This is a genomic window from Clostridium sp. CTA-6, from assembly GCF_054768115.1.
Map to the genome: position 1 here is coordinate 199,319 of NZ_BAAAAU010000010.1, position 19,403 is coordinate 218,721.

Sequence of the window (19,403 nt, forward strand, 5' to 3'; positions counted from 1 at the left end):
ATAATTTTTATAAAATTATTTTCCGTAAAATCTTGGCTTGTTTGCCTTTAGAAGTTCTTCAAACTTTAGGGCTGGATTTTTAACTTTGCTCAAAAACATCATTGCAGCAATGATATAAGGCTTATATCCAGCTTCTTTGTAAAGTGGTTCACGATAACGATCAAATACTGATGCAGCTACCTCTCCTTCCTTGCAACTAACTCCAGTAATATCCGCTGGTAAACAGTGTAGATATAATGCTTTTTCATCTTTAGTAAGTTTCATCATTTCCTCTGTACATTCCCAATCTTTATGTTTAGCATTTTCTTCTAATAATTCTTTTTCTAAAACATCTATTTCTTTAAACTTGCCTTCTCCATATAGGTTTGTACGTCTTTCCATAAATGCAAAAGGTGCCCAGCTCTTAGGATATACTATATCTGCATTCTCAAAAGCTTCTTTCATTGAATTAGTTTTTGTAAACTTACCACCACTTACTTTAGCATTTTTTCTTGCTACTTCTTCTACTTCCGGCATTAAATCATATCCTTCTGGATGAGCAAGCACAACTTCCATTCCCATTCTTGTCATTAAACCCACTACACCTTGAGGAACTGAAAGTGGCTTACCATAAGATGGTGAATATGCCCAAGACATAGCTATTTTTTTACCTTTAAGATTTTCTATTCCTCCAAAATAATGAATCATGTGAAGTAAATCTGCCATACATTGAGTTGGATGATCTATATCACATTGAAGATTTACAAGTGTAGGGCGTTGTTCTAAAACCGCTGATTTGTATCCTTCTTGAACTGCATCAGATACTTCATGCATATATTTATTTCCTTTACCTATAAACATATCATCTCTAATGCCTATAACATCAGCCATAAAAGAAATCATATTTGCTGTTTCACGTACTGTTTCACCATGAGCAATTTGAGATTTTCCTTCATCTAAATCTTGAACTTCTAAACCTAATAAGTTACATGCACTTGCAAAACTAAATCTTGTTCTTGTTGAATTATCACGAAATACTGAAATACCTAATCCACTATCAAATATTTTTGTAGATATATTGTTTTCTCTCATTTTGCGTAAAATATCTGCTACTTGGAATACTGCTTTAAGTTCATCATCAGTCTTTTCCCAGGTTAAGAAAAAATCATTATTATACATTTTGTCATATTTTAAACTTTCTAATTTTTCAGTTAATTTTTTAATCTCTTGCATAAATACGCCTCCTAATTTTTATAATTAAATTTTAAATTTACATACTAAATTAATTAAAGTTCCCAAGTTTTCTTTTTATCTTTTATATCCTCCTTTACTATTTTATATAAGCAATATTTATGCCAAACAGTCTAAAGCCTATAAGTGGTTAATTTAGAAAAATTATCTCAATAAATTTATTATTAAAATGATAAATTTATCATTTTAATAATAAATTTACTAAATGTTATAAATATTCATTATAATGCTTAACTTGTTAATATTTCTTATCATTTTGATAAATTCTAAAAAAAAGAACCTTTTTTAAATCTACAAAAGGTTCTTTATAATTACAAAATTATTATTTATTTAATACTAAAAAAATCTATTTTTTTCTTTTTAAAAATTGTCCGTATCCCTTTTCTCCAATAAATTTATTATCTTTTACTATGATTTTTCCCCTTGAAATTGTCATTACTGGATACCCTTGAAGTTCAAATCCTTCATAAGGAGTATAATCAACATTTTCATGTAACATAGATTTGGTAATCTTAACTTTTTTATTAGGATCAATTATAACAATATCTCCATCAGAACCAACTGCAATAGTTCCTTTCTTTGGATATAGTCCAAATATTTTTGCAGGTTTTGTACTTACTAAATCTACAAATTTATTTAAGGATATTCTTTTTTTCATAACGCCCTCTGAAAAAATTAAAGGTATTCTAGTTTCTATACCTGGTACTCCACTTGGACATTTAGTAAAATCATCTTTTCCTAATTGTTTTTCTATACTAAAGTTAAATGGACAATGATCTGTAGCAATAACTTGTATATATCCATCTTGAATCCCTTTCCACAAGGCATCTTGATTAGATTTTTCTCTTAGGGGAGGACTCATAATATATTTTAATCCTTCATTATTTTTACCATTATATCTGCTTTCATCTAAAAAAAGATATTGAGGGCATGTTTCTATAAAAATATTTTTTTGTCCCCTATCTATAGCCATTTTTATATAATCTAACCCTAACTTACAGGAAAGATGTACTATGTACAGAGGAGAATCTCCTGCTACACTAGCGATATTTAGCATTCTATTTATAGATTCTCCCTCACAACATACTGGTCTACTTTTTGCATGATATATAGGAGATGTAAAACCATTGTTTGAATAATATTGTCTAAGATAGTTAACCATATCATTGTTTTCTGGATGTACAGCTGTAAGTATACCAATTTCTTTAGATTTCATAAGTACTTTAAATATTTCTAAATCACTTAATTTATAATCATAAGTTAAATAAACTTTATTGCTTGTTATTCCTTCACAGGAGAGGTCTTCAAGTTCTTGTAATATATTATCGTTTACATGTTGTATAACACCATGAAAACCATAGTCTATAACTGCATTCCCCTTAGCATAATTATGATATAAATTTATTTGATGGTGTAAATCACATCCTTTAGGTCCGAATGCTAAATGATCTACTATACTTGTAGTACCACCACATGCAGCTGCTACAGTTCCAGTATAAAAATCATCCGTAGCTACAGCTATTCCTACATCTAAATTAAGGTGAGTGTGAACATCTACTCCTCCAGGAATTACATATTTCCCATGAGCATCAATGATTTCGTCAGCCTCTTCAATTAAATCCATCCCTATTTTAGTTATGATACCATTTCTTATATAAATATCTCCTTTAAAGGTATCTCCTGAAGTAACAATAATTCCATTTTTTATTAAAGTGGCCATCGTAAAATCGCATCTCCTTTTGTGAATATTGTGAAAAATGATTTTAAATTTATATATTTTTTTATTTCTTTATCAGCTATTTCTATTTTATAGCTATCTCTTTATCGTCTTTTATTAATAAATTTTTATTCTTTCCAAGTTCATTAAAAAATAAATTTAAAAGTATTGCTGTTAAACTACCAGTTGTTATCCCACTATGAAAAAGAGTTTCTACCCATTGGGGAAATTTACTATAAAAAGTTGGTACTGCTAAAGGAATCATAGCAAGCCCAATACTTACTGCTATTATCATCCCATTTTTAGTTCCTTTAAATTCAACCTGACCAAGGCTTGAGATTCCACCTGAAGCTACCATGCCAAACATAGCTATACCAGCTCCACCAAGAACAGGATATGGTATAGATGCAACTACTGCTCCTGCTTTTGGGAATAATCCTAATAATATTAGAATTCCACCTGAAGCTGCTACTACAAAACGACTTTTTACACCAGTCAAATTTACAAGCCCTACATTTTGACCAAAAGCAGTATGAGGGAAGGTGTTAAATATACCTGCAAGCATTGTAGCAAATCCATCTGTTCTAAGACCTCTAGTTAAATTTTTATCGTCAATATCTTTTCCAACCATTTCATGTATAGCTATCATATTTCCTGTAGCTTCTGTCATCATAACTAACATAACTAATATCATTGAAATTATAGCTGTCAAGTCAAATTTAAGAGCACCAAAATATAAAGGAATATCTATATTAATCCAACCTGAACTATGAACTCTAGTAAAATCAGACATTCCTAACATTGAAGCAACAATAGTTCCTACAACTATTCCTAATAGTATAGATATATTTCCTAAAATTCCTTTGAAAAATTTATACATAATTAAGATTAAAATTAAAACAAATAAAGCTAACAAAATATTTTTAGGGCTAGCAAATGAAGAAGATTTCACATCATTGCCTGCACACCATCTCACTGCTACTGGAAGCAATGAGATTCCTATTATAGTTATTACAGTACCTGTTACTACCTTAGGGAAAAATCTTATAAGCTTTCCGAAGAAAGGTGCCATAATAAAACAAAACAACCCAGCTATAAATGTAGCTCCAAAGATAGTTGTAATACCTGTAATAGGATCTCCTGGATAAGTATTCGCAATAGCTAACATAGCCGATACTGAAGCAAAACTTGCACCTTCAATAACAGGAACTTTCGCTCCAATAAAATTCTTTATACCTAAAGATTGTACTAAAGTTGCTATGCCTGCTACAAAAAGGTCTGCATTTATAAGAAATATTGTTTGTTCTGCAGACAAATTCAGTGCACCACCTACTATTAGAGGAACAGCAACTGCACCTGCACACATCGCCAATACATGTTGTAAACCTAAAATAAATAACTGCTGTGGTGGAAGTAATTCATCAACAGGAGCTATTGCTTCATTTACTTTATTATCCATTTTTTATACCCCCATGAATTCTTTATTTTGAATATTCACCATTCCAAACAATTTTTCTGTATTTATCTGGATCTGTATCACCTTCAGTACTAAATAAAAGTACTCTTGAATTTTCGTCTAGTTTTAGTTGTTCTCTTAATTCTTTCATATCATCGTTTGTCATTATAGCATTTAACAATCCTGATGTTACTGATCCTGACTCTCCTGATATTATTTTTTTATCTTCTTTAATAGGATTTCCTAACATTCTCATACCGTTTGCTGAAACCCAATCTGGACATGATACAAAAGTTGAACTATAAGATTTTAGTACTTCCCATCCTATAGTATTCGCTTCTCCACATGCAAGACCAGCCATTATAGTAGGCATATCTCCAGTTACTGCTCTTGGCTTTCCATCTCCAGCTACTGCTGATCTATATAAACAATCTGCTTCATCAGCTTCTACTATTACAGTTATTGGGCATTCATCTTTAAATACTGAAGCAAAATATCCTTGAACAGCGCCTGCTAAAGAACCAACTCCAGCTTGAACAAATATATGTGTAGGCTTCTCTACATTTAATTCTCTTAATTGATCCAATGCTTCTGATGCCATAGTTCCATAACCTTGCATTATCCAAGTAGGTATTTCCTCATATCCTTCCCAAGCAGTATCTTGAACCATAACCCATCCATTTTCTTTCGCCTGGGAGGCTGCAAGTCTCACTGCGTCATCATAGTTGAACTCAGTTATAGATGCTTTAGCACCTTCTTTTCTTATATTTTCAAGACGTGTTAATGAAGATCCCTTTGGCATATACACTATTGATTTTTGATTTAATTGTGTTGCAGTCCATGCTACTCCACGACCATGGTTACCATCTGTAGCTGTAATAAATGTTATATCACCAAGCTTTTTTCTTGCTTCTTCTGAATTAAGTTTTTCATAACTTAATTCTGATATATCTTTTCCTAATCTCTTGGCTAAATATTTACCCATAGAGAAAGAACCACCCAATACTTTAAAAGCATTTAATCCAAAACGATAAGATTCATCCTTTACATATACTCCAGCTACACCTAAGTGTTTTGCTAAGTTATCTAAATTTACTAAAGGAGTCTTTGTAAATTGTGGGAAGCTTTGATGAAAATCTCTAGCTTTTTTTATTTCTTCTTCTCCTAAAAATTCAACAGATGCTTTGTCTGTATCCCCTTTCATAGTGTTATTTTTCCATTTTATTTTTTTACTCATAATAATACCTCTTTTCTTTTTTTGATTTATATATATCTATAAGCAATACTTGTGCCAAATTTTTAACTATTTGATATTTCTTATGAATATAAAATTCTAGATGAGATGGTATTTGTCTAAAATAGAAATACTTTATTAAAATGAAAAGATACAAAGCCTATTATCTGCTTTGCATCTTTTATTATTTAAAAATATATAGTTTTATTATCAAAATAATAATTAATTATCATTACGGTAAAATACATATTTTTATTGCTTTTAAACGTAATAAGTGTTAAAAATTTATCATTTTGATAAATGCTTCATCTCCTCTAATTTTCTATATAGGGTAGCTATACCTATTCCTAAACGCTTTGCAGCCAATTGCTTACCCTTAGTATCATGTCCATATATATCTAAAGCTCTTAAAATATACTCTTTCTCTATATCTTTTAAAGGTTTCATATCTTCATCCATGTCCATCCCATAAACTTGAGAATTCTTATTCTCAACTATATTAGGTGGAAGCATATTCATAGTCACCATACCACTATCATCTGCCATATTTATCATAAATTCCACAGCATTTTCAAGTTCTCTTACATTACCATACCAAGGATAATTCATCAAGATATCTCTACATTCTTTATCAACCTTATGAACGGATTTAGCAAATAATACATTATATTTTTTTATTAACATTTTCATTAGAAGATCTATATCTTCTTTTCGTTCTCTTAAAGGTGGTATTTTTAATGGAATAACATTTAGTCTATAATACAAATCTTCTCTAAATTTGTTTTCTTTTATGAGTTTTTTTAAATCCTTATTAGTAGCTGCTATAACTCTTATATCTAAATCTATCAGATGGTTAGATCCTATTCTTACTAATTTTCTTTCCTGAAGTACTCTTAGTATTTTAACTTGAAGATACAAAGGCATGTCTCCTATTTCATCTAAAAATATTATTCCCTTATTAGCTAATTCAAATTTACCTACTCTTCCATTTGGATCTGCTCCACTAAAAGCTCCTCTTACATATCCAAATAATTCACTTTCTAAAAGAGCATCTGGTATAGCGCCACAATTTATGGCTATAAAAGGATTAGTATTTTTATCACTTTCACAATGTATAGCCCGTGCAATTACTTCTTTACCTGTGCCACTTTCTCCAGTTATAAGAACCGTAGAACTTGATGAGGCAATTTTTTTAATCCTATTTTTAAGTTGAATCATAGCTTTTGACTCTCCAATAATATCTTCAACCTTTATAACTTCTCTTCCTCCACTAACTTTACATATTTTAGATTTTAAATGCTTTATTTCTTCAAACACAAATATTGTGTCATAAGATGATAATATAGGGAAAACAGGTATAATCTTGCCCATAAGTTCAAACTTTTCATTATCTATAGTTATAGTATATACTTCTCCGCCCATTATATATTCACTAGTAGAAGATATTGCTATTTTCTTGTTTATATTATTAGCTTTTAACTTAAGTTGCTTCATAGCACTTGTATTCATATGAACTATTTCATTATTTTTAGTAACTAGAACACCTTTATCTACACTGTCTATTATTTGATTTAATAAATTCACCATCATATGACTTCTTTCAATTTCAAGATGTTCATATGATTTAGTGCTTATAAAATCTGATATTTGATCTAGTATCTGAATATATGAATCAAAATTTTTTATAAAATAATTCCTTTGACCCTCCTCTGAACATACAAGTCCTATTACCCCTATAATATCTTCATTTAATATTATAGGAGTGCATACAAGCATTTTTTCTACGCAATTATCTCTATGATTACATTTTTTACACAAATAATGTTGTCCTGGATTCTTTATTATTTGCTTATCTCCAGTTTTTATAACCTGAGCATATACATATCCTTCCTTGGATATATCTTTATTAATTTCGTTTTTATAAATACCAGTACCTGCTACTCTACATAGATTTTTATCAACAATTTCCACATCTACTTTTATTATATTTGAAATTATATTTGCATACTTAGCCACTGTATCTTGAATTTCTAGTAATGTAGAACTTTTCATTATATATCATTCCTTAAATAATATTTTTATTTTTTTCTACAACAGACTTCAATATATCCCATAAAATTATTTTATCACAATTAAATGTAAACACAAACAATTTTTAACTGTGTTATTTATCAATAGGATAATTTTTTTTAATATACCCTTAAAAATCTAAGCTATATCAAGTTTATCAGTATTATAAATTTTTATCATTTTAATAATTATGCTCTATTCCCGCTATTTATACATACTATAATTTATTTTATAACACTACTATGCCGTAATATTTTCAAACTATTTATTTAATTTGTAAATAAATACCCTTGGCATATTTATTGCTTCAATTATTTAGAAAAATAACATTATATTGTAGAGGTAAATATGTTTATTTCAGATATATTAAATTTTAAAAAAGGATCTATTATATCGATAGTTGGTGCTGGTGGAAAGACCTCTTTAATGTTTAATTTATCAGAAGAATTAAGACCTAATAACAAAGTTCTATCAACAACTACTACAAAGATATATAATCCTGACAAAATATACTACGATTTTATATGCATTGGAGAAAAAAATTGCTATATATATGATCACCTTAAACAAAATGGTGTATATGTATATGGTAAATATATACATAACGATAATAAATTAATAGGTTTTAGTAAAAATTTTTTAGATGAAAAGTTTAAATATTTTGATTATTCCATAATAGAGGCAGATGGCTCTAAAAGAAAGCCTATTAAAGGTTGGAAAGATGCTGAGCCTGTTATATGTAGAAATACAAATAAAACTATAGGCGTATTAGATATAAGTTGTATAAATAAAATAATAAATGACTTTAACGTTCATAGAGTATCTTATTTTTTAAAAATAACTAATGGAAAGTTAGGTGAAAAAATATCTATACCTATGATAAGTTCGTTAATAGCTCATCCTTTAGGACTTTTTAAGGATTCTTTAGGAGAAAGAATATTATTTATAAACAAAGTTGAAACCCAACATGATATTTTTTTATCCTATGAATTAATAAAACATATTTTAACTATTTCTAACTCATTTATAGACAAAATAGTTATAGGAAGCTTAAAAGAAAAAAATTATAATTTAATATCATTTTAAATTGGAGGCTTATTATGGTAAATGCTGTAATAATGGCATCAGGCTACTCAACTAGAATGGGAAAAAACAAATTAATGTTACCATTCAAAGGAAAACCTATAATAGAACATGTTATAGATGCAATCAAAGAATGTAACTTCAATGAAATAATTTTAGTTGGCCAAGAAAAAGAAGTTTTAGATATAGCTAAAAAAAAGAATATTTTAACTATTTTAAATACAAAAGCCTACAAAGGCCAAAGTCAATCTATAGAATTAGGTATTTTAAATACATCTTCATCAAAAGGCTATATGTTTTTTACCGGTGATCAACCATTATTAGATTCATATACTATTAACTTATTATTGAATACCTTTACACGGAATAATGACTATATAATAATTCCTAAATACAAAAATAAAGTTGGCTCCCCTACCATATTTCCTGAAAAATTTAAGAATGAATTACTTGATTTACAAGGAGATGTAGGCGGTAAAACCGTTATAAATAATCATATAAACGAAATTATATTTGTAAACTTAAGAAATGGTTGTTCTTTGTTTGATATTGATACTCCAAAGGATTATGAATATATATTAAGCAAAAATTTGTACCAAGGATGTGATAGTTATGATAAATAACATATATAAAGATATTGTAATTGTTAGGGGAGGAGGAGATATAGCCTCTGGAACTATACACAAACTTCATAGAAGTGGTTTTAAAATATTGGTTTTAGAAACTCATAATCCTACCTCTATAAGAAGAAATGTCTGTTATAGCGAAGCTATATATAATGGAAAATTTACTATTGAAAATTCTACTGCTGTAAAAGTAAGTAATTTTAATGAAATATTAAAATGTTGGCAAAATGATAGAATTCCTATTGCAGTAGATCCCCAAGGAAAATTTATAGAAATGCTTAAACCTAGAATATTGATAGATGCTATACTTGCAAAGAAGAATCTAGGTACAAAAATGAATATGGCAGAAATAACTATAGGCCTTGGCCCAGGGTTTTGTGCTGGTAAGGATGTGCATGCTGTTATAGAAACCATGAGAGGTCACAATTTGGGACGAATTATATTAAAAGGGGAAGCTATGAAAAATACAGGAATACCTGGAGAAATTGGAGGATACTCTAAAGAGAGAGTTATATATAGTCCAGGTGGCGGAATTATTAGAAATGTAAGAAAAATTGGTGATTTTGTATCCTCAGGTGAAATTTTAGCTTATGTAGATAACTTAGAGATTAAAACAGAAATAAACGGATTATTAAGAGGACTTATAAGAGATGCTAGTAAAATAAAAAGAGGTTTAAAAATCGCTGATGTAGATCCTAGATGTCACGAAATAAAAAATTGTTATACTATTTCTGATAAAGCACGCAATATTGCTGGTGGAGTATTAGAAACTATATTATATTTTATGAATAAAAATACAGAAAGTAGGTCAAATTTATGGAACAAGATATCTTAAGAAATATTTATAAAAGTGTAAATAATGGTGACACAGTTGCTTTAGCTACTCTAACTCATATTTCAGGTTCCTCTCCAGGTAAAGCTGGATCAATAATGGCTGTATGGGAAAATGGAGAAATTCAAGGCACTGTAGGCGGTGGTAAGGTTGAATATGAAATCATAAATAAATCTATAAAATGTATTAAAAATAATGAAAGTAGTAATTTTAAACATAAATTAAATGAAGGTGGCGAGCTAGGTATGCAATGTGGCGGAGAAGCTGAAGGCTTCATAAAAATATTTGCTCCTGAAACTAAACTTATAATAGTTGGTGCTGGTCATATATCCTTTCATCTCCACAAAATAGCTAAAATATTAAATTTCTATACAGTAGTAATAGATGATAGAGAAGATTTTGCAAATAACGAAAGATTTCCTAATGCTAACGAAATAATAGTTGAAAAGGTAGACAAGGCTTTATCCGAGTATCCTATAAACAAAAATACTTATATTATTATAGTAACAAGAGGACATAAGGATGATGCCTTAGCTTTAGAAACTGTAGTTTCTAAAAATTCAGCTTATATTGGTATGATAGGAAGTTCTAATAAAACATCCTACGTTATGAATAATTTAATTGCTAAAGGAGTCTGTAGAGAAGACTTAAAAAAAGTATTCGCTCCTATTGGATTAGATATAGCCTCCGAGAAACCAGAAGAGATAGCAGCTGGTATTTTAAGTGAAGTTTTATTGATTAAAAATAAAGGAACTTTAAATCATATGAAAGATTTAAAAAAGATAGATTTTTAAATCTTTTAGCCAAAGGAGAATTACTATGTATAATTTATTTCTCACAGCTCCTAGCGGTACTGGGAAGAGTACTATAATAGAAAAAATATTATGCCGTTTAAATGTTTCAATAGGTGGCTTTCAAGTAAAACGCTATTTAAATAAAAAAGGAAAAATGTATTTTGACATGATATCTCTTATGGATAAAAAAAGTAATAATATAATTGGAGAATGTATGGAAAATAAAAAGACATTGCCAAACCTATATACTTTTGAAAATAAGGGTGTTGAAATATTAAATACTAGCTTAACTAATAGTGACTTAATAATACTAGATGAAATCGGTTTCTTAGAAGAAAATGCAGAAAAATTTAAATCCTCAGTAAGAAATATTTTAAACAGTAATAAAGTTATATTAGGGGTATTAAAAGAATTTGATTCTCCCTTTTTAAATGAAATACGAAGTAGAAAAGATATAACTCTACTGAATGTTACTCTAAAGAATAGAGATTATATTACAAACCATATATTAAATATATTAAGTAGCTGGAATATACCTATGAAACTTTATGAAAATGAGATGATTCCATGAACAAAATAAAAAAATATTTAATACTTCAATTAGGTATTATCCTAATTCTATTATCAATTTTTATAGGAAGATATTCTATATCTTTAAGGGATTTATATTTTCTAAATGATAAAACTATTGCTATATTTTTTAATTTACGATTGCCAAGAATTATAGCTGCATTACTTGTTGGTGGTGCCTTATCTACTGCTGGGGCCTCTTATCAAGGTATGTTTAGAAATCCTTTAGTATCTCCTGATATTTTAGGTGCCTCTGCTGGAGCCAGCTTTGGTGTTGCAGTAGGTATATTACTTTCTTTAAATGTTCAATTTATACAGGTTTTTGCATTTATATTTGGGCTAATTGCAGTTATAAGTTCTTGGAGAATAAGTAAAAGGATCCCTCATCATGATCCAAGTTTAGTATTAGTTTTATCTGGAATGTTAGTACAAGGAATATTTACATCTGGAGTATCTCTTATTAAATATATATGTGATCCTTATGACAAACTACCTGCTATAACTTTTTGGCTTATGGGTGGCTTATCTTCTATAACTTTAAAAGATTTACAAATCATGATAATACCAATAATTTTAGGATTAATACCTTTACTTTTAATAAGATGGAAGCTTAACATATTATCCTTTCCAGAAGAAGAAGCAAAAACTCTAGGAGTAAATACAGATAGAATAAGAATTATTGTAATAATATGTTCCACATTACTTAGTGCTTCAATTGTTTCTTATTGTGGAATTATTGGATGGGTAGGATTAGTTATTCCTCATTTAACAAGATCATTATATGGTCCTAATTATAAAATATTACTTCCCACTTCTTTTATTATAGGTGGCTTATATATGCTCTTAGTAGATGATTTAGCTAGATGTGTATTTCCTGTGGAGGTTCCCCTTGGAATATTAACTTCTCTAATAGGGATACCATTTTTCGCTTACTTATTAATAAATGTAAGGAAGGGTTGGATATGAAATTGGAAATAAAAAAAGTTTCTTTTGGTTATGATGATACCATACTTTATAAAAATTTATCCTTTAGTTTAAATTCAGGAGAATTTCTATGTGTTCTCGGTCCTAATGGCGTTGGGAAGACAACCTTTTTTAAAGCTATATTGGATATTTTAAAATTAAAATCTGGGGAAATATTAATAGATGATAAAAATATAAATTCTTATTCTCCTAATGAATTATATAAATATATAGCTTATGTACCTCAGGCACACACTCCACCTTTTCCCTTTACTGTGTTTGATGTAGTTCTAATGGGTCGTGCTGTATACATAAAAGAATTTTCTTCTCCAAGCAAGATTGATAAACAAATTGCAGAAAACTCTTTGAATATTTTAGGTATATTGCACTTAAAAAATAAAATTTATACAGAAATAAGTGGTGGTGAAAGGCAACTTGTATTAATAGCAAGAGCTATTACTCAAGAAGCTTCTATAATCATAATGGATGAACCTACATCAAATCTTGATTATGGGAATCAAATAAAAGTTTTAAATTTAATAAAATCGCTATGTGATAATAACAACAAAACTATACTTATATCTTGTCATAATCCAAATCATGCTCTTTTGTATGGAAGTAAAGTTATTATTATGAAAAAAGGAGGATTATTTTCCTTTGGTAATCCATCTGATGAAATTACTCCTAAAGTTATAAAAGAAACTTATGGAATAGATATAAAAATGATAAATACTAATATTAGTGAAAACTCACAACAAAATATATGTATACCCTTTGATTCTAATTTTAAATAAATTTTTACATAACTATGTACATGAAATGTTTATGAGAGGAGTATCAATACGATGCTAAAAAAAATATCAAAACAATTTACAATCTTAACACTAATTTTACTTATTGTATTCTCTTTTTCCGGATGTACTAATAAAACTCAGACTACTTCAAATAACTACAAAACCATAACAGATCAAGCCGGAAGAGAAGTAAAGATCCCTGAAAAAATAGAAAAAATTTATTGTACAAGTCCCTTAGGTTCTGTTTTTATATATTCATTATCTCCTGAAAAACTAGTTGCATGGAATAACAAGATTCCTAAAAAATCTCTTAGATATCTTAACGAAGATGTGGCCAAACTTCCTGTAGCTGGTAGCCTACAAGGTAAAAAATCAGGCAACATAGAAGAAATATCTAAGTTAAAGCCAGATATAGTAATATCTATGGGAGATATAAACGATTCGACTATATCTTGGGTAGAAAAATTTCAAAAGCAATCAAATATACCTTTTATACTTGTAGATGGCAAAATGGATAAATTACCTGAAGCATATAAATTTGTAGGTAATTTATTAAATAAAAAAGAGAAAGCTAGAGAACTTGCTCTTTATTGTGAAAAAATTCTTAAATCTTCAAAAGAAATCACAAATAATATCAAAGAAGATAAAAAAATAAAAGTTTATTATGCTGAAGGTCCTAAAGGTTTAGAAACAGATCCAGAAGGTTCTCTTCATTCAGAAGTTATAACCTATGCTGGTGGAAAGAATGTAGCTAATTTCCCTGTAAAACACGGCTCACGAAATACTGTATCTATGGAACAGATTATATCTTGGAATCCTGATGTTATTGTTTCAGATTCAAATGCATTTAATGATAGTTCATGGAAACAAGTTTCTGCAGTAAAACAAAATAAAATATATATAATTCCAACTATCCCATTTAACTGGTTTGATAAACCACCATCAATCAATAGACTTATAGGAATAAGATGGTTTCAAGCCTGTCTATATCCGGATTTATATAAAGGAGATATTAATAAAGATACTAAAGAATTTTTTAAACTATTTTATCATAAAGATCTTTCCCATGAGGAAGTTAATGATCTTTTAAAAACAAATATATCTAAATAAATAAAAAATCCTGATTCATTTAATAAATGAATCAGGATTTTTCTATTTTTTAACTGATAAGTTTGATATAATAAAGTAAAATTTAATTATATCAAATTCATTTTTTATAAAAATATACTTATGAAAGGTATGATAAAATGACTTTTTTACCTTTAATAATTTTTATATGCATATTAATCTTAGCTATATGGATATCTAGAAACAACTATAAAAATAGAAAATACGAATTAATAAATAATCTTAAAGATTTTAATAAATATATAGAGGATTATTACCATTCTATGGAAGATTACAAAAAAGAAAAATTTATTTCTCTTTTAAATGCAAATTGGAAAGAAAATTTTGTCAGTATATTAGAACATAAATTCTATTATGCTAATAATGTTTGGTCTATTCAACAACAAATAGCTAAGCAGGAAGAATTATTTAGTGAACTAAAAAAATTTAATGAAGATATAACCAACTTTTAGCTTTATTATTTTCTTATTTGAAATATTATTCTAAATAAAATAATATTTATATATTAATTATAAAAAACTATATATAAATAAATTTTCACCATTATCATTTGTTATAGAAATGAAATAGGAGGAACCTAAATGAAAATAATATGTATTGGAGATAGTTTAACCTTTGGATATGGAATTAATAGGAACTATTGCTGGGTAACACTTTTAAAAAATATATTGGAATATGAAGTTGTAAATAAAGGAGTAAATGGTGATACAACCGGAGGTATTTTAACTAGATCCTATGAAGATATAATAAAAAGTAAAGCTACCCATACTATAATTTTAGCTGGAACAAATGACTTCTTATTAGGTCGTTCTTTAGAAAATGTAGAAAAAAATTTAAATCTAATAATTAAGGAATGTATGGAAAACAATGTAACTCCTATTATAGGTATTCCCATGGAAATAGAAATAGCTATGGCACAAAAAATTTGGACATCTGATTTGGATTATTTGAGTGTAAATAATCAACTAACTGAATATAGAAAATATATTTTAAACATTTCTAAGGAAAATGATTTTAAATATATAGATTTTTTCTCAACTATTAAAGAACATAACTCAAAATGTGAAACTTCTGAACTATTTGTAGATGGAATTCACCCCACCCTATTAGGACATAAAATAATGTTTAATAAAGCCTATGAGATATTTAAATAATATCTCATAGACTTTTCTAAAAGATGACATCTCAAATTAAATCTATTTTGAGACAATTCCCTTATTATATTGTTTTAACATAATATACTAGTAATGCAGGTATTTCTCTAAAAAAACCTACTATCTCATGGGACATATGAGGTTTTACAAAAACTCCCGAATAACTTGCTTTTATTCCTTCCTTTTGGCATAACAATTCCGCTCTTTTTAAATGATATTTATTAGATACTATTATAGAGGATTTCAAATTATTATCCTCCATTTTCTTTTTAGAAAATTTTATATTTTCAAGTGTATTTTTTGACTTATCCTCCAATATTATAAAATTCTTATCTACTCCCTTTTCAACTAAATATTTTTCCATGGCTTCAGCTTCACTTATATTTTCACCTGGTCCCTTTGCCCCAGAAACTATTATATACTTTCCATACCCCTCATTATATAGCCTTAATCCTTCATCTAATCTCCACTGTAAAAAAGGTGTTGGATCATTTCCTTTAACTTTACATCCTAATATTATTATACAATCTGATTTTTGTGGCTGTGATTTAACTCCAAAATATATTATTTTAGAGGCTAAAATCGTTATTATTAAAATTGCTAAAATCATAAAAAATATAAAACCCTTAAATATTTTTTTAAATTTATAATTTATTATTTATCTCACCTCATTCCTCGTAGAAGTATTTAGAGATAATTTTAAAATCTTTATTCACTTTTACCAGTTTATAAAATTTTAAATGTAAATTTTTTCAAAATTATGTTTAACCTTAAATGACTAAATAACTTCACTATATAAATACTATATAGGCTTATATCTATATTATACAATATAAATTTTTACATTGTATGAAATTTTTATAAATAAATTTATTATTATATGTATAAAATTATTATTATTGGTAAATATATATAATGTATTAACCCCCATTATATAAGTCCCCCATATTGCTTTAATAATATTACATATAACTTCCTTTAATTCAAATAAAGCCTAAAGAACTATTAATAGTTCTTTAGGCTTTATTTATATATATTTATTTAGGAAGAATCGTAAATCTGATTATGAATAATATGGCCAATATATAAACTATTGGGTGAACTTCTTTTCTCTTACCTGTAACTACCTTAACTATTGGATAAAATATTATTCCTGCTGCTATACCATTCGCAATGCTATAACTAAATGGCATTATTGATATAGTAAAGAAAGCTGGTAGGGCTTCTGTGAAATCATTGAAATCTATTTTTGTTATAGCTCCCATCATTAATACACCTACTATTATAAGTGCTGGTGCTGTAGCTTCTGCTGGAACTATTCCTACAAGTCCACTAAAAAACATTGCTAATAAAAACATAATAGCTGTAACAAAAGATGTTAAGCCCGTTCTTCCACCTTCTGATATTCCTGCTGTAGATTCCACATAAGTAGTAACAGTACTTGTTCCAATTAAAGCTCCTGCTGTAGTAGCTACTGCATCTGCTAAAAGTGCTTTATTTAAATCTTCCATTTTTCCATTTTCATCAAGCATCCCTGCTTTTTCAGCTGTTCCAACTAAGGTTCCTATAGTATCAAACATATCTACTAAACTAAAAGATATAACCACTGTTAATACACTCATTAAGGCCCCAATTATTCCTGCCCCTCCAAAACCTAAAAGTCCTGGTAAATCTAGTTTTAAGAAAGTTGGTGCTAAAGATGGTGGTGCTGATATAACACTTACCCCTGCCACCTTTGTTACTCCAAAAGGTATTCCTATTAGTGTAGTAACAATTATACCTATTAATATAGAACCTTTAGTATTTTTAGCCATCAAAATAGCTGTTATACAAATACCTATTACAGTTAATATAGTTCTTGGATTTGTAAAGTCTCCAAAGCTTATAAGTGTTGCTGGATTTGCAACTATTATTCCTCCAGACTTAAATCCTACTAAAGCTATAAATAAGCCTATACCACCAGATATGGCTAATTTCAAATTTTGTGGCAAGGCATCTACTATTTTTTCTCTTATAGATGTGAGTGTTATAAGTATAAAAAGTAATCCTGATATAAATACCGCTGCCAAAGCTTGTTGCCAAGTGTATCCTAATGTTAAACATACACTAAAAGTAAAAAAGGCATTTAACCCCATACCTGGAGCTTGTGCAAAAGGTACATTAGCATAAAGAGCCATTATTAAAGTACCTATACCTGCGGAAATGCAAGTGGCTGCAAAAACTGCTCCAACTACTGGATCATTTATAGCAGATAACCCTGCCTTTACAGCTGCTTCACCTACAAGACCTTTTGAGTTCATCCCTGCTTGCATTAATATACTTGGATTAACAAATATTATATATGCCATAGTAATAAATGTGGTAATACCTGCTATAACCTCGGTCTTTACATTACTACCACGCTCTGATAATTTAAAAAATGAGTCCAAAAAACCTTTATTATTAGGTTCCTTATAATTTTTTTCCTTCTCCATATACATTGTAATACTCCTCCTAAATAAAAAAGTTTTTGTTTACGGATTATAAATATGAGTAAATCCAAAACAAAAACTTTAATATACCAATAAATAAACTGGACTTACCCATAGTCAGAGATTTACGGCCTCTGGTAGAAACTCTCAACCCGTATTGTTAAGATTATATGGATAGAACTATTCACTTAACTTACAAGTACATAATACCCTATGTTCATGAATTAGTCAACACTTTTGACGTATTATTTATCTTAACGTTCCTATCAGTTTGAATGTTAAACCTTGTTTTTGTTTATATCGTTCGTATATTTTTATTTTATTTATAACATTTCTCACCTATTTTTATAAAATCAAATATTAGATTTCTTTAGCTTCCCTAGTTTAGAGCTATTATGACATCTATAACAATTCTAAATTTTATGGTCTCATAAACCTAAAATTCAGATAGAGTAAAACTCCATCTGAATTAGGCTTCCTTTTATTCTATTGTATCCTCTTTATTATTGTATTATTTATGTTTTAAAAATCCCATCACATATTACATATCTTTGACTTTAAAATTTTCATTATAATCTTTTAATGACTCTCTTACTATCTTAGCCAAAGCTATTAATGCTATTACATTAGGAATTACCATAAGTCCATTAAAAGTATCTGCAAGTTCCCAAACTAGATCTACTTTTAAAGTTGTTCCTACCACTATAAAAATTGCTACTAATAATCTATATATATTTAAGCCTTTGCCTTTAAAAAGATATTTTACATTAGCTTCTCCAAAAAAATACCATCCAATTATTGTTGAAAAAGCAAAGAAAAATAATGCGATGGCTATAAAGTATGCACCAAAATTACCTAATCCCTTAGTAAATGCATTTTGTGTCAATTCTATGCCTGTTGTTTTTCCATCTAATACCCCTGTTGTAAGTATTACAAATGCTGTAAATGTAAGAACTATAAATGTATCTATAAATACTCCAACTATAGCTACTAATCCTTGTTCTACTGGATGTTTTATCTTAGCTACCGCATGGGCATGTGGTGTTGATCCCATTCCAGCTTCATTAGAGAATAATCCTCTTGCCACTCCATATCGTATAGCTTGTTTTACAGTAACACCTGCAACTCCACCTATAGCGGCCTTAGGATTAAAAGCAGAAACAAATATTAATTTAAAAGCAGGTAATATATTTGTATAATTCTTAGCTAATATTATAATACTTCCTATTATATAAAATAAAGCCATTATAGGAACCATTTTTTCTGTTACAGAAGCTATTC

General features: G+C 28.4%; 18 protein-coding genes and 1 riboswitch. Of the genes, 10 read left to right on the top strand and 8 right to left on the bottom strand.

The window, feature by feature from the left end; translation table 11 throughout:
* Window positions 1-15 precede the first annotated feature (15 nt).
* The 5 genes from ygeW to ACYUDJ_RS16485 all read right to left on the bottom strand — a co-directional run bounded on the left by ygeW (window position 16) and on the right by ACYUDJ_RS16485 (window position 7,689).
* Entirely contained in the window at window positions 16-1,212 is a 1,197-nt protein-coding gene (ygeW, locus tag ACYUDJ_RS16465) for a knotted carbamoyltransferase YgeW (RefSeq protein WP_003484088.1), read from the bottom strand.
* Between the two features lie 364 nt (window positions 1,213-1,576).
* Window positions 1,577-2,950, bottom strand: coding sequence for a dihydropyrimidinase (hydA, locus tag ACYUDJ_RS16470; RefSeq protein WP_043032231.1), 1,374 nt, complete (start codon window positions 2,948-2,950; stop codon window positions 1,577-1,579).
* Between the two features lie 82 nt (window positions 2,951-3,032).
* Entirely contained in the window at window positions 3,033-4,406 is a 1,374-nt protein-coding gene (locus ACYUDJ_RS16475; RefSeq protein WP_003484085.1) for a nucleobase:cation symporter-2 family protein, read from the bottom strand.
* A 22-nt stretch (window positions 4,407-4,428) separates the two neighbouring features.
* Window positions 4,429-5,640: a diaminopropionate ammonia-lyase gene (gene dpaL, locus ACYUDJ_RS16480; protein WP_003484083.1), complete on the bottom strand. Its 1,212-nt coding sequence runs from the start codon at window positions 5,638-5,640 to the stop codon at window positions 4,429-4,431.
* A gap of 285 nt (window positions 5,641-5,925) precedes the next feature.
* Window positions 5,926-7,689, bottom strand: coding sequence for a sigma-54-dependent Fis family transcriptional regulator (locus ACYUDJ_RS16485; protein ID WP_003484082.1), 1,764 nt, complete (start codon window positions 7,687-7,689; stop codon window positions 5,926-5,928).
* Window positions 7,690-8,055: 366 nt separating this feature from the next.
* On the opposite strand from ACYUDJ_RS16485, the gene yqeC reads away from it, so the two are divergent.
* The 10 genes from yqeC to ACYUDJ_RS16535 all read left to right on the top strand — a co-directional run bounded on the left by yqeC (window position 8,056) and on the right by ACYUDJ_RS16535 (window position 15,651).
* Window positions 8,056-8,793, top strand: coding sequence for a selenium cofactor biosynthesis protein YqeC (gene yqeC, locus ACYUDJ_RS16490; protein ID WP_003484080.1), 738 nt, complete (start codon window positions 8,056-8,058; stop codon window positions 8,791-8,793).
* A 14-nt stretch (window positions 8,794-8,807) separates the two neighbouring features.
* A complete protein-coding gene (gene mocA, locus ACYUDJ_RS16495) occupies window positions 8,808-9,413 on the top strand; it encodes a molybdenum cofactor cytidylyltransferase (RefSeq protein ID WP_003484079.1) in 606 nt (201 codons plus the stop codon).
* Window positions 9,403-10,251 (top strand): selenium-dependent molybdenum cofactor biosynthesis protein YqeB, encoded by an 849-nt coding sequence (gene yqeB, locus ACYUDJ_RS16500; protein WP_003484077.1) that lies wholly within the window; start codon window positions 9,403-9,405, stop codon window positions 10,249-10,251. Before mocA ends, yqeB begins: the two co-directional genes overlap by 11 nt.
* Entirely contained in the window at window positions 10,233-11,042 is an 810-nt protein-coding gene (locus ACYUDJ_RS16505; RefSeq protein ID WP_043032232.1) for an XdhC family protein, read from the top strand. Before yqeB ends, ACYUDJ_RS16505 begins: the two co-directional genes overlap by 19 nt.
* 25 nt (window positions 11,043-11,067) lie before the next feature.
* Window positions 11,068-11,613, top strand: coding sequence for a nucleoside-triphosphatase (locus tag ACYUDJ_RS16510; protein WP_003484073.1), 546 nt, complete (start codon window positions 11,068-11,070; stop codon window positions 11,611-11,613).
* On the top strand, window positions 11,610-12,578 hold the full coding sequence (locus ACYUDJ_RS16515) for a FecCD family ABC transporter permease (protein WP_043032233.1): 969 nt from the start codon (window positions 11,610-11,612) through the stop codon (window positions 12,576-12,578). Before ACYUDJ_RS16510 ends, ACYUDJ_RS16515 begins: the two co-directional genes overlap by 4 nt.
* Window positions 12,575-13,369: an ABC transporter ATP-binding protein gene (locus tag ACYUDJ_RS16520; protein ID WP_003484069.1), complete on the top strand. Its 795-nt coding sequence runs from the start codon at window positions 12,575-12,577 to the stop codon at window positions 13,367-13,369. Before ACYUDJ_RS16515 ends, ACYUDJ_RS16520 begins: the two co-directional genes overlap by 4 nt.
* Before the next feature lie 51 nt (window positions 13,370-13,420).
* Window positions 13,421-14,479: an ABC transporter substrate-binding protein gene (locus ACYUDJ_RS16525; RefSeq protein WP_043032234.1), complete on the top strand. Its 1,059-nt coding sequence runs from the start codon at window positions 13,421-13,423 to the stop codon at window positions 14,477-14,479.
* Between the two features lie 137 nt (window positions 14,480-14,616).
* Window positions 14,617-14,949 (top strand): hypothetical protein, encoded by a 333-nt coding sequence (locus ACYUDJ_RS16530; RefSeq protein ID WP_003484066.1) that lies wholly within the window; start codon window positions 14,617-14,619, stop codon window positions 14,947-14,949.
* Between the two features lie 129 nt (window positions 14,950-15,078).
* A complete protein-coding gene (locus tag ACYUDJ_RS16535) occupies window positions 15,079-15,651 on the top strand; it encodes a GDSL-type esterase/lipase family protein (RefSeq protein ID WP_003484064.1) in 573 nt (190 codons plus the stop codon).
* A 64-nt stretch (window positions 15,652-15,715) separates the two neighbouring features.
* Here ACYUDJ_RS16535 and ACYUDJ_RS16540 read toward each other — a convergent pair whose 3' ends face one another.
* From ACYUDJ_RS16540 to ACYUDJ_RS16550, 3 genes are all read right to left on the bottom strand, one after another.
* A complete protein-coding gene (locus tag ACYUDJ_RS16540; RefSeq protein ID WP_080333572.1) occupies window positions 15,716-16,309 on the bottom strand; it encodes a YdcF family protein in 594 nt (197 codons plus the stop codon).
* 379 nt (window positions 16,310-16,688) lie between these two features.
* On the bottom strand, window positions 16,689-18,131 hold the full coding sequence (locus ACYUDJ_RS16545) for an NCS2 family permease (RefSeq protein ID WP_003484061.1): 1,443 nt from the start codon (window positions 18,129-18,131) through the stop codon (window positions 16,689-16,691).
* Between the two features lie 85 nt (window positions 18,132-18,216).
* Window positions 18,217-18,316, bottom strand: a riboswitch (purine riboswitch).
* 347 nt (window positions 18,317-18,663) lie between these two features.
* Window positions 18,664-19,403 (bottom strand): alanine/glycine:cation symporter family protein (locus tag ACYUDJ_RS16550; protein ID WP_460289667.1); only part of this gene is annotated, 740 nt, incomplete at its 5' end.